Raw genomic sequence first — 11,644 nt, 5'->3', positions numbered from 1 at the left:
TCAATACGGGCTGGTCAGCGGGAATAGTTGCTTACCTGTCAGCGCCCAGTGCGGCTCCGCATCGAGCGCGGCCCCGTCCAAGGTGCCACGGCCGACGTGCGCGGATTAACAGGGTGTGAGCGATCGGGGTGAGGTGCTGCGGACGGTGATGCACCAGACAGGCACCACCCAGTCCGAACTGTCTCGCCTTAGCGGGGTGGGCCAACCAAGCATCAGCCAGTTCCTCTCCGAGAAGGTCGACCTGAGCGACGAGCAACTCGACCGCCTGCTGTCCTGCATGGGCCAGAGCGGCGCTCATGGAAGCTGCACGCCGCGCAGGAAGTCGCCGACCAGCTGGACACCGGCATGGTGTGGATCAACAGCGTCCAGGGCTCCGGCGTTCGACCTGCCGTTCGGCGGCATCAACCCCTGTGCTCCGGAACGATCCTTAGGTGGGCGCGCTCGTCATCGAGGGGTTCGTCAACAAGAAGCTGATCCACGCGCCGCAGGGTAGCTGAGGCGATAGGGCTGCGCTGTCCCCAGGAAGCGGGTCATCCAGACCGCGTGTCGCACGACGCCGCGACACGGATGGCCTTCGCGAGCACATCGAGCGCCTCACCGGCTTCTCGTACCAGTTGCGCGAAGGCGAGGAACCCGTGGGCCATCGTCGGGTAGGTGACCAGTTCCACCGGCACACCCGCGCCGTGCAGCGCTCGCGCGTAGGCCAGCCCTTCGTCGTGTAATGGGTCGTGCCCTGCTAGAACGACCGTGGCCGAGGGCAATCCAGCGAGGCTGGACGCCCTCAACGGACTCGCGTCGGGATGAGTCCGCATGGCCTCGTCAGGGAGGTAACGGTCCCAGAACCACGCCATGTCGGCCGACCGCAACAAGAGCAGGTCGTCCTGATTCGTCAGGTACGACGCCCGGCTGAAGTCACAGTCGGTCACCGGATAGGCCAGCAGTTGCGCGGCGATCCGCGGGCCGTCGCAGTCCCTGAGTCGGCGCGCGCACGCCGTCGCGAGATTAGCGCCCGCGCTTTCCCCGGCCACCACCAGCGCAGCATCCGGGACGCCCCGGCGGCCCACCTGACCGCCGCCTCCACATCGTCCAGACCAGCCGGAAAAACATGATCGGGCGCGAGCCGGTAGTCGACCGACACCACGCGACACTGTCCGAGGACAGCAATCGTGCGACACAGATGGTCGTAGGTGTCGAGATCGCCGATGACCCACCCGCCGCCGTGACAGAACACGACCACCGCGTCGGCTCGTTCGGCGACGTACAGCCGAACCGGTATGTGGTGGCGGCCGGCCAGGACCGCGAGATCGACGACCTCCGACAGGTCCGGCCCGACCGGAGCCTGCGCAGCGTGGGCACCCATCTGCTCGCGCGCGGCATCGGGGGTGAGGTCGGCGACTGGTTTGCGGCCCTGCCGGACCAACTCGGCGAGAATCGCCCGCAAGCCGCTGTCTAGGTCGGCCACGCGATGCCTGACTCTGGCCCGTCGGATCCCGCGGCAGTGTCGTCCGCCCGCCCGCTCCCGCCCTTCGTCATGATGTCGCCTCGCTCCTTGTCGGCCGGCTAGATGCCGTCCGGACGCGATACCGCACGCGGCCGGCCGGCGCTTGCCTACGAGGAGAGGACAAAGCCCTCGTACCCGCGTCGGGAGACGTCGGTGCAGCGCAGGCAGTAGGCCGGGAAGCCGTCGACGTAGAGCATGAACATGCGGGGCTTCCCCTCGATATTCGCGCCGTTGTACCACGACTCGGCACGCTTGTAGAGCGTGCGATCGGCTGCAGCATCGACTTCGCGTGCCCACGCCGACTCCGCCTCGTGGCTCTCTGTCAAGACTAGTGAAGCATCGACCGCTGACTACTGATCGCCCCCGCGAGTGGTACAGCCGACCGGCCCCTGGGTTCGCGCGCATTGGTGATATAGTAAGTGCTCACACTCTTCAGATGAATGTCGTCGGCGGCGCGAGACCGCCCGATGAAAGAGCGTGAGAAGGGAAGCCACTCCGTGGGCAAGCTTGCTGACAAGGTCGCCGTGATCACCGGCGGGACATCGGGTATCGGCTTGGCTACCGCGGAGCGCTTCCTCGACGAGGGGGCGACGGTCGTCGTCACCGGTTCTGATCCCGAACGAGTGCAAAGCGCGCGCGAGCGGCTCGGGAAGGACGCACTCGGCCTGACGGCCGACGTCCGGTCGGTGTCCAGCCTGAAGACCGCCTTTGCCAAGATCCAGAGCCAGCTCGGTGGGATCGACGTCCTCTTTGCCAACGCAGGGATCTCTCGGGCGGTTCCGTTCGAGCAGGTGACCGAGACCGACTTCGACGAGCAGATGGCCGTGAATGCACGCGGCACCTTCTTTACTGTTCAGGCCGCCTCCCCCTACCTGCGAAAGGGCGCCAGCGTGATCTTGTGCTCGTCGATCAATGCCCAAGTCGGCTGGCGAGACATGGCCGTGTACTCGGCGTCGAAGGCTGCGGTCCGCTCCTTCGCCCGGACCCTGGGAGCGGAGCTGACACCCAGGGGCATCCGCGTCAACGCGATAAGCCCGGGGCCAGTGGACACGCCGATGATGTCGAAGCTGCAAGAGCACTCGAGCCTCGACCGGACGGCCCTGGCCGAGCTCGTCTCAGACATGCAGTCGCAGCTGACGATCGGGCGAGTCAGCACCCCGGCGGAGATCGCCGGAGTCGTCATGTTTCTTGCGAGCGCCGACTCGTCGTACATGCTCGGCGCCGACGTCGTCGTCGATGGCGGAGTGGCCATGATCTGAGCGACGCTCTACCGACCGTCGTTCACTACCCGCGGCGTGATCTCCTCATAGAGGTATGCGGCCGCGGTCCCCGGGTCGAGGTGCTCGCTGATGACCATGTCGCGGCCGGCGCGGAGGAGCGCATCGAGCGCACCTTGGAGGTCATCACCTTCGACCTCGTAGATCGACAAGTACCGGTGCCGCGGTTCGATGCCCTTCGCTTGGGCGTCCGATACCCGGTAGCGGGTGGCGGCCGTGGACCCGGGCACCGTCACGACATCGGCGAGATGGGTGTCGTCATACCAGGCGTTGTAGGCGTCGTCGTGCTCTGGACTCGTCACGTTGGTGAAGACGACGAGTACGGCCTTGGGCACGGTCAGCTCCTCGTCGCAGCGAGCGTCGACTGTTCGAGCGGCGCAGGCTCGTTGTAGGTGAACGCCGGTGGTGGGAGAGGGCGGCCGTCGAGCCAAGCCACGGCATCGGTGGGATTGCGGTCCGGCCGGCCGAATCTGCCCTTCGGGTAGCCGAGTGGGATGCAGGCGACCAAGGTGACGTCGTCGGCGGCGCCAACGATGGCGCGGACGTCATCGTGCGCGGCAAGCAACAAGGTGGTGAGCGTAGTTCCGAGTCCCCGCGCCCGCGCCGCGAGCATGAGGTTCTGCACCGACGGGAGGATGCTCGCGTACCAGGTCGTCGTCAGGACGTGATTTGCCTCCCGTCCCGGGAAGTTCGTGGCTCCCGCAAGCACGACCGCCGGGACGTAGCGGAAGTGCTCGATCATGTACTCGCAGGACTTGAGCAGAGTCTCGGGCATCTCGCCGCCACGATGTCTAACCCGTTCATAGATCAGGCTCCAAAGGTCGCCCAGCTTCTCGATCTCGGCGCGATCGGTGACGACGTAGAAGCGCCAGTTCTGCATGAGGTTTCCCGACGGACCCATGGTCGCCGCCTCGACGATCTGCGAGAGGAGCTCCGGCGGTACCGGGTCGGTGCGCAACCGCCGCATCGCTCTCGTCGTGTAGATGGCTTCGTCCAGGGACATCGTCGGCGACCCCCCATTCGACGAGGTGGCGCTCTGGTCAGGCCGTGGTACCGCTTGTTTGAAGATGGTCGGGGTGGCGTCGGCGAAGTGGTGGAAGGAGACGACGGGAGCGCCGCCTGCCTCGGGTTCCGGGTTGTCGATGATGACCGCCTGGCCGGCGCACTCGTCATCGGTCGCGACCTGGAGCACGACCTCGGCGACCTGCTCGGCTGTCAGCAGCTGGAGGGTGGCCATCCCCTGGAGCCATGCCGCGGGCTGTCCGTCGCCGGTTTCTCGCAGCATCGGCGAATCGACGGCGCCCGGGCACACCGCGTTGACGCGGATGCCTTCGCGGCGCAGCGCGCGGCAGGATCGGGAGAGCATGATCACTCCGGCCTTCGCAGCTCCGTAGACAGCGTCGTCACGAGACGGAGCAAGACCTCCGAGGGATGCGGTGTTCACAATCGCTCCGCCGCCGCGACGTCTGAGAGCGGCGATGCCGAGCTGGGTGCCGTACACCGCGCCGCCGAGATTGACCTCCATCACACTCTTTGCCCGAGACAAGGGCGTCGCCGGCCACGACGGCGGACCACTCACGAGGCCCGCGTTGTTGTGCACGAGGTCGATCCCGCCGTAAAGGTGCTCCACGTCAGCGAAGGCGACGGCCAGGGCGTCGGGATCGGCAACGTCGCACGTGATGGCGATGGCGAGCGCGCCGGCTTCTCTGACGAGACGCTCGGTCTCCTGGCATTTGTCGGTATCGAGGTCGAGGACGGCCACTGCGAGCGCCCCGGCCCGTGCGATGGCCACGGCAGTCGCTCTGCCGATTCCGCTGGCCGCTCCCGTGACGAGGGCGACCTTTCCCCGAAGGATCCCGCCATCGCCGTCTCCTGCGTCGCTCATGCCTTTGTCTCCCGGATTATTTTAATAGTAAGTGATTACTACTATAGCAGTGACGTCGAATGGACCTACTACGGCAGCACCGGCCCCGCTGCTTCGTACAACCACTGGGCTAGGCGCCGTTCGACGATCGCGCCGGGGATCTCCGCATCGAACCACCGGTCGACCCCCGCCCAGTGGTACGGGTTCATCGCGTACTCGCCGTTGAGGTCCGCCGCCGACGCGAACTCCTGCTCCCAGGCGTGGGTCCAGATCGACGGGCAGGTTGCTTGGTCGACGCGGCCCAGTGCCCAGCTTTGGATAGCGTCGATGTATCGAGGCATCGCGGCGAGCTCGGCCTCGAACTGGTCCTGGACGTCCGCCGGCGTACCCGGCTGCACCCGAAACAGGAAGGTGCGCTTGACGCGCGGACCAGCGAGGGTAACGTGCGCGCCCGCCAACGGCGTGATGGCAACGGCGTTGACAACCTCTACGCCGTCGATGCCGGGCTCCGGAAACGTCGGGGCGAGGACGTCCCATGTCGCGTCTCCCCCACGTAGGCAACCGCGGAGGTTGCGGCCCGCGGACCCGGGCAACCCGTCAAGGACGGTCGCTTCGTCGAGCCCCAACTGGACAACCCAACGAATCATGGCGACGAGCACACCGTCCGGTGGCGTTCGACCGCCACCGCATCGGTTTCCGCCCACCACGCGGCCAGCGATCTGTCGGTCCTGGCCGCGTGCCGCATGGCCCAGAACGACGCCACGTCGGGCAGTTCCCACCGCACCGTCACCTCTATGGCGTCGGGACCGACGTAGCACCACCAGGTATCCGCGAGTCGCATGCCTCGGTCGCACGCCCCCGGCGCGTATTCGGCCCGCAGGCGGTCCAGCCAGCTCCTAGCCTCGCCGGCGGGCAGAAGCACCCGATCGATCACAGCCACCGACGGTGCGGTCACTGATCCCCCAGTTTCAGGAAGGACCACAACGCAGCTCCAAGCCCTTCATGCTGCCCTCGTCGCGCCAGGCGCGAAGCAGCGCAAAGAACGCCTCAGGACCCTCCCCGTACTGCGAGGACAAGAGGCTGTTGGCGGACGCCGGCCGACCCTCCTGGTTGACGTAGCCAGGTGTGCACTCCAGTAGGTACCCCTCGTTGGCGACCGCAAGACGGCGCATGGTGGCACACCACTCTTCCTCCGCCTCGATCGAAGGCTCGACATAGGTCGCGGCTCGTTCTCGACAGTGCCGGACGACGTGTGCGAGATGACGGGTCTGCTCATTCAGCATGTGCGGGAAGTTGATGGTCAGGCCGGTCTGAGTGATCCCGAGGAAGAACATGTTCGGGAACCCTTCGGTATAGAAGCCATGGAAGGTCGACGCGCCGTTCGCCCACTTCGACGAGAGACGGATGCCGTCGCGACCCACCGCGTCGTAGCGAGCACGCTTGGTGAACTCCGTCCCGACCTCGAAGCCGGTGGCGAAGACGACGCAGTCGAGCTGGTACTCCCGCCCGTCGACGACGACTCCGGTCTCGGTGAACCGTTCGACCCCACGGCCGTCGGTGTCGACCAGTGTCACGTTCGGCCGGTTGAACGTCGACAGGTACTCGTCGCTGAAGCATGGTCGCTTGCACATCATCTTGTAGTAGGGCTTGAGGGCCTCGGCGGTCGCCGGATCCTCGACGATGGAGTCCACCCGAAGTCGAATCTCCTCCATCTTCGCGAAGTCGGCGATCTCGATCTGCTCGACGAGCGCCTCTTCACTCAGCCCTTCGCCTGCCATGCCGGCGAAGAAACCCGCGACCTTGCGAAAGATATCCGTCCAGCTGTCCCCGACCAGGTCAACGTCCTGCTGCCCGCCAGTCACCAACACGTTGAAGTTGGTCATCCGCTCGTCATGCCATCCCGGCTTGAGTTGCTTGACCCATTCCGGATCGGTCGGGACATTCCCGCGCACACTGATCGACGACGGGGTCCGCTGGAACACGTAGAGATGCCCGGCGCACTCGGCGATGTGCGGGATGCACTGCACCCCGGTTGCTCCCGTGCCGATGACCCCGACGCGCTTGCCGGCAAGCCCCGTCAGATCGTCACCGGTGTACGCGTGGTCCCAACGGCTGGTGTGGAAGGTGTGGCCTGCGTATGAGTCGATGCCAGGGATCCCCGGCAACTTCGGGCGGCTAAGCGGGCCGCTCGACGAGACGACGAAGCGCGCGCGCATCTCGTCGTTCCGGTCCGTCTTGACCACCCACCGCCAATCGGCCTCGTCCCAGCGCAGCTCGGTGATCTCCGTCTGGAAGCACGCGTCGTCATAGAGGCCGTACCGCCGGCCCACCGATTGGAGGTACTCGAGGATCTCCGGCCCGCGCGCGTACTTCTCGCTGGGGATGTACCCGGTCTCCTCGAGGAGGGGCAGGTAGATGTAGGACTCGATGTCGCACCGCGCGCCGGGGTAACGGTTCCAATACCAGGTCCCCCCGAAGTCGCCTGCCGTGTCGATGATCCTGATCCGCTCCAGGCCCGCGTCGCGGAGGCGCGCGCCGGCGAGAAGGCCGCCGATCCCACCGCCGATGATGATGACGTCGACGACATCGGTGAGCGGTTCGCGGGTGAGCGGTGGCGCGTATGGGTCCTCGGCGTAATGGGCGAAATCCCCCGTCGGGGACCGGTATTGACCGATACCATCGGGCCGGAGTCGCTTGTCGCGTTCGGCTCGGTAGCGCTCTCGGAGCACGTCAGGATCGAATCCGAGCTCGTCACGGTTCGGGCTTGCGGTTCCCGTGGGTGGCGCCGTCATGTCGTTACTCCCAACTCATCTGCCGCTGAACGATTCTGTTCCAAAATTACGGCAGCCATCGTTAGATAGCAAGCACTAACTTTTATCATGACGGAAAGCCGGGCCGCGGTCTGGTGAGAAACTCGTCATCCGACGCTCGCGCGCTCGAGCGCGTCGACCCCGTTCGCCACCGCGGTCAGGACGCCGAAGAGACCGCCGTCAATCGGGAGCGCGGTCGCGGTGATGTAGCTCGCGTCATCCCCGAGAAGGAACGACACCACTTGCGCCACCTCGTCGGGTGAGCCGAGGCGACCAGTCGGAGTGGCAACCCCGAAATACTTTGTCAGCGTGTCGGTTTGACCGTGCAGCGGGCCGAGTATCGGGGTATCTATGATGCCGGGACAGACTGCGTTGACCCTGATCCCGTGCGGCGCCAGGTCGGCCGCGGCGCACTTCATCAGCCCGAGGATGCCGTGCTTGCTCGCGCTGTATGCGGCACCGCCTGGCACTCCCATGAGGCCGGACGTCGAAGAGGTGAGCACGAGGGCACCGCCACCCGCGTCGATGATCCGACGCGAGCAGGCACGAACGCCCAGGAACGTGCCGCGCAGGTTCACGTTGAGGACTTTGTCCCACTCCTCAAGGCTTGAATCGATGACGGACGCAACTACCTGAACACCGGCATTCAGGTGGGCGAGATGCAGTGCACCGAACGCGTCGACCGCGGCGGCAGCCATCGCGTCGTTGTCCTCGGGGCGGCTGACGTCCGCGGCGAACGCCGCGGCCCTCGCGCCGGAGCTCCGGATCGAGGCGGCGATTTGCTCCGCTCCCGCGCCATCGATGTCCGCACACAGAACGCTGGCCCCACACGCTGCGAGACGGCGCGCACTCGCGGCACCGAGGCCCGATGCCGCACCCGTGACGAGGGCAACGCGGCCGCTGAGATCAACCGAGGTGTCCTCCTAGTCAGCGATGATCGAGAGCTCTTCGAGCCCGCGAACGAAGAAGCCGCCCCGCCACCGGGGCGCCGCCGTGGTCACGCGATATTCCGGCGCCCTGCGGAGCACTCCCGCCACCGCATGACGCAATTCGAGACGAGCAACCGCGGCCCCGAGGCAGAAGTGGGCGCCGAATGCAAACGCCAGGTGCGGGTTCGGATCGCGACCGAGGTCGAGCCGGTCCGGGGCGTCGAAGGCGCGCTCATCACGATTTGCGCAACCGATCATCATGATTACCCGATCGTCCGCGGCGAGCTTTTGTCCAGCGAGCTCGGTGTCGTCGACCACCGCCCGAAGTATCCCGTTCGCTGGTCCGACGAATCGGGCCAGCTCCTCAACGGCCGTCGGCGTCAGCGACGGGTCGCTGACGAGCCGCTTCCGCTGCTCGGGGTCCTCGAACAGGGCGAGCAGAGCGTTCCCGATGAGGTTCATCGTGGTCTCTAGCCCACCGAACAGCAGCAACACGCACGACGACAGCAGCTCACTCTCGTTGAGCTCGCCGCCGCTGTTGGCCTCGATGAGCCGGCTGACGAGATCGTCCGCGGGCGACTTCCGCCGCTCGTCGATCATGGTCGTGAAGTAGTTTCGGAGGGCCTGCCCGGCGGCGACGGCCCGCTCCGCCAGCTCGGAGGTCGCAAGAAACGAGTTGCCGGAAACGAGGTCGTCGGCCCAACCCGTGAACATTTCACGGTCGCTGCCCGGCACACCCATCATCGCGGAAATCACCGCACCCGGCAGCGGCTCGGCCAGACCCCTCAGCACGTCGAACTCCTGCCCACGCTCGAGTGGCTCGAGGATCTCGTCGACCAACTCGATGACACGTGCCTCAAGGTTTGCCACCGCGCGTACGGTGAAGGCGCTCCGCACCGGGCCACGCAGTCGTGAGTGATCGGGAGGATCAGCACTGGCCATGCTGTCGAGCAGGAAAGCCTGGGCCACTCGACCGATGTCCCTATTCGCCTTCGACGAGAACCGCGCTGAATCCCGGAGCGCCTCCATGGTTGGCGCGTGCCAGCATGCCATCCACATGCCGAGGGGGGCGTTCCAGACGACTGGCCCTTCGGCGCGGATGGCTGCGAAAGCGGCTGCGGGATCGGCCTGGACCTCCGGGCCGAAGAGGTTGATGTCCACGTGGCCCCTCAGGAGTTCCGAGTAGAAGTGAGTACTTACTACACATTACCACTCGGTCGTGGGTGCGTCAATCGAAAAGCGAAGAGACCGCGGGCAGTCCGCGCGAGATGTGCTGCTAACCGACGCAACGATCGCGTGGCGGCGACCGGCAGATTTTCAAGGAGGCTGAAGCGTTACCTCTCAACGATGCATTCGGGAAATCAACCGGGGCGCGCCAGGCCACTATAGTAAAGTGACCGCCAACTCTCCCGGATTGCGTTTCATCCGCGCTACATGCAGCTCGGTGATGGCCAGTTCGGGTGCCACCGTGCTCGTCGATTTCATCCGGGGGGTTTCGCTGTGCCCAAGCAGGAAGCACCGACGGAGACGCCGAAGAAGTTCCGGCGCCAACCCGGGGTCGGCCGCGAGCTGATCCTGGCCGCGGCCCACGATGTGTTCAGCGAGCATGGCTATGCGCGCGCGACGACTCGCGAGATCGCCGAGCGCGCTGGGGTGGCCGAACCCTTGCTCTTCCGGTCCTTCGGATCGAAGGCGAACTTGTTCAACGAGGTCGTGTTCGGACCCATGCGCGCGTTCATGCTCGAGTGGGAGAAGTTCGACGCCGAGGCGGGCGACGAGCACGACGTCGAGGCGCTTGCGAAGCGCTTCGTCGCCGGGTTCTACGACCTGCTGAGGGCGAACCGGGGCCTGATGATCAGCTATTTCGCAACGCACGTGTTCGAGCCCGAAGTACTCGCCGAACCCGGAGACGTCCCAACGTTCCTCGAGGTGATCGGGTTGATGGACCGGTCAACGGAGGTGCGAACCCGGACCGACAAGCCGTCGGCCCGCCGGACAAAGGCGACTGCGAAGAGTCGTGTGCACGAGCGCATCAACATCGGCTCAGTGATCGCCGCCGCGCTGTTCGACGACCTGCTCTTCGCGGCGATACCGACCCGACCAACCCGCAACCAGGTCGTCAATGAGTTGGCGCGGATCGCCACGGTGAGTCTCCCATCGGCGTCGAGCTAACGGTCATTGACCGGCCGGTGGGCAACGCGTCGATCTCGGTGTGCCGGCTAACTATTGAGCCAGGTCTGCATCGCAGTCACGGGAATCGAACGGGACCGCGCACGGGCAATCGAATGGCACCGCGGCCTGCCGCTCATGCACTCACACGATCACCGAATTGCGGACAGTATTCAGTCACGGACATGGCGAGAAATCGGTTCGCCGCGTTCAGGTCGACGCTGCCGTATCGCATGATGCGCTGCGCCACTTGGCCGGGATCCCTGTTGAGGCTGAGGAAGTAGCAGGCGGAACGGCCCATGCTGATCAGGTTGTCGGTATCGATCACGAAGCCGAGGGCCTTGGCGTCGCGGACGAAGCTCGCGTCGTCTGCGTGTGCCGCCGGTGCTCCCAGCAGCAGTAGTGCCACGCTCGCCATGGCGCATCCGATTGTGTCGGCAAGTTTTCGCATTCGGACTCCCTCGGGCGGATGGCAACGTTCGGTGGATAATTCGCTGGTGGCCCGGCTGTGAACGTGTCGGATTCGGTTCACTGCGGGCACAGGTAGATGAACGCCAATTGGGTGATGGCGGGAGACTCGAGTGTCGCCGCTTGCCCGACGACCCCCTGGTCGCGCTCACGACAGACATACCGACCACGGTTCAAGAGTTCCCCGTCGCTGCGGAAGGCGATGGGGTCGTGGCTGAGCGGCAACACGCGGTGCAGTTGTTCGAGATACTGAAGTTCTGCGGGGCTCAACGGAGTTAGCGGTTCGGCCTGCGCGGGCGGAGCGCCGGCGAAGGACACGCCGACGGCCAGCGACGACGCCACTAACCATATGGGGGTGCGCACATCGATCTCCTCCCAGCAGATGTTGAGGTGGGTGATTCTGGTGATTCACAGATCAGTTCTCGATCACTCAACGTGGCCATACGAACGTCATGATCCCCTGGTCCATTTCTCGGAGACCTCGCTTGACCGCCATCGCTCGTCACGGCGGGCTCAGCCAGGTCCCAGTCGGCGTGACGAAGAACTTGAAGGGACCACGCGAGCAATAGGTGCTGGCATCTGCCATGGTCGCGCATCTCGTCCCGTTGTACTCGATGTAACTGCGC

General features: G+C 65.6%; 12 protein-coding genes and 2 pseudogenes. 3 read left to right on the top strand and 11 right to left on the bottom strand.

Annotated elements, in window-relative coordinates; all coding sequences use genetic code 11:
- Nucleotides 1–530: 530 nt before the first annotated feature.
- Nucleotides 531–1,204, bottom strand: a pseudogene (locus QOC69_RS21755) (alpha/beta hydrolase).
- On the opposite strand from QOC69_RS21755, the gene QOC69_RS21750 reads away from it, so the two are divergent.
- Nucleotides 1,106–1,453 carry a hypothetical protein gene (locus QOC69_RS21750; RefSeq protein WP_526443434.1) on the top strand — a complete coding sequence of 116 codons (348 nt, stop codon included), beginning with the start codon at nucleotides 1,106–1,108 and terminating at the stop codon, nucleotides 1,451–1,453. The pseudogene QOC69_RS21755 and the gene QOC69_RS21750 sit on opposite strands and share 99 nt — an antisense overlap.
- A gap of 155 nt (nucleotides 1,454–1,608) precedes the next feature.
- Here QOC69_RS21750 and QOC69_RS21745 read toward each other — a convergent pair whose 3' ends face one another.
- The gene (locus QOC69_RS21745; RefSeq protein ID WP_526443432.1) at nucleotides 1,609–1,827 is read right to left on the bottom strand and encodes a hypothetical protein; all 219 of its coding nucleotides are present in this window, start codon (nucleotides 1,825–1,827) and stop codon (nucleotides 1,609–1,611) included.
- Between the two features lie 171 nt (nucleotides 1,828–1,998).
- Here QOC69_RS21745 and QOC69_RS21740 point away from each other — a divergent pair, with 171 nt between their 5' ends.
- A complete protein-coding gene (locus QOC69_RS21740; RefSeq protein WP_526443430.1) occupies nucleotides 1,999–2,760 on the top strand; it encodes an SDR family NAD(P)-dependent oxidoreductase in 762 nt (253 codons plus the stop codon).
- An 8-nt stretch (nucleotides 2,761–2,768) separates the two neighbouring features.
- Here QOC69_RS21740 and QOC69_RS21735 read toward each other — a convergent pair whose 3' ends face one another.
- The 7 genes and pseudogenes from QOC69_RS21735 to QOC69_RS21705 form a co-directional block, all read right to left on the bottom strand.
- Entirely contained in the window at nucleotides 2,769–3,113 is a 345-nt protein-coding gene (locus QOC69_RS21735; protein ID WP_526443428.1) for a hypothetical protein, read from the bottom strand.
- 2 nt (nucleotides 3,114–3,115) lie between these two features.
- A complete protein-coding gene (locus QOC69_RS21730) occupies nucleotides 3,116–4,663 on the bottom strand; it encodes an SDR family NAD(P)-dependent oxidoreductase (RefSeq protein WP_526443426.1) in 1,548 nt (515 codons plus the stop codon).
- Nucleotides 4,664–4,731: 68 nt separating this feature from the next.
- On the bottom strand, nucleotides 4,732–5,289 hold the full coding sequence (locus QOC69_RS21725; RefSeq protein ID WP_526443424.1) for a Dabb family protein: 558 nt from the start codon (nucleotides 5,287–5,289) through the stop codon (nucleotides 4,732–4,734).
- Nucleotides 5,286–5,582 (bottom strand): hypothetical protein, encoded by a 297-nt coding sequence (locus tag QOC69_RS21720; RefSeq protein ID WP_526443422.1) that lies wholly within the window; start codon nucleotides 5,580–5,582, stop codon nucleotides 5,286–5,288. The genes QOC69_RS21725 and QOC69_RS21720 overlap by 4 nt, the downstream gene beginning before the upstream one ends.
- A 28-nt stretch (nucleotides 5,583–5,610) precedes the next feature.
- Nucleotides 5,611–7,434, bottom strand: a complete 1,824-nt coding sequence (locus QOC69_RS21715; RefSeq protein ID WP_526443420.1) for a flavin-containing monooxygenase — start codon at nucleotides 7,432–7,434, stop codon at nucleotides 5,611–5,613.
- Between the two features lie 125 nt (nucleotides 7,435–7,559).
- Nucleotides 7,560–8,345 (bottom strand): annotated as a pseudogene (locus QOC69_RS21710) (SDR family NAD(P)-dependent oxidoreductase); the annotation flags it as partial.
- A gap of 30 nt (nucleotides 8,346–8,375) precedes the next feature.
- On the bottom strand, nucleotides 8,376–9,542 hold the full coding sequence (locus tag QOC69_RS21705) for a cytochrome P450 (RefSeq protein WP_526443418.1): 1,167 nt from the start codon (nucleotides 9,540–9,542) through the stop codon (nucleotides 8,376–8,378).
- A 339-nt stretch (nucleotides 9,543–9,881) separates the two neighbouring features.
- Here QOC69_RS21705 and QOC69_RS21700 point away from each other — a divergent pair, with 339 nt between their 5' ends.
- Nucleotides 9,882–10,553: a TetR/AcrR family transcriptional regulator gene (locus QOC69_RS21700; protein ID WP_526443416.1), complete on the top strand. Its 672-nt coding sequence runs from the start codon at nucleotides 9,882–9,884 to the stop codon at nucleotides 10,551–10,553.
- Nucleotides 10,554–10,686: 133 nt separating this feature from the next.
- Here QOC69_RS21700 and QOC69_RS21695 read toward each other — a convergent pair whose 3' ends face one another.
- Together QOC69_RS21695 and QOC69_RS21690 are read right to left on the bottom strand one after the other, a co-directional pair.
- Nucleotides 10,687–10,968: a DUF732 domain-containing protein gene (locus tag QOC69_RS21695; protein ID WP_526443414.1), complete on the bottom strand. Its 282-nt coding sequence runs from the start codon at nucleotides 10,966–10,968 to the stop codon at nucleotides 10,687–10,689.
- A gap of 110 nt (nucleotides 10,969–11,078) precedes the next feature.
- Nucleotides 11,079–11,381 carry a hypothetical protein gene (locus QOC69_RS21690; protein WP_526443412.1) on the bottom strand — a complete coding sequence of 101 codons (303 nt, stop codon included), beginning with the start codon at nucleotides 11,379–11,381 and terminating at the stop codon, nucleotides 11,079–11,081.
- Nucleotides 11,382–11,644 lie beyond the last annotated feature (263 nt).

The organism is Mycobacterium sp. (assembly GCF_032162105.1).
In the GTDB taxonomy this organism is placed as follows: Bacteria; Actinomycetota; Actinomycetes; order Mycobacteriales; family Mycobacteriaceae; genus Mycobacterium.
The sequence above is the reverse complement of the archived record's forward strand: the minus strand, read 5'-3'. Positions and strand labels throughout refer to the sequence as shown.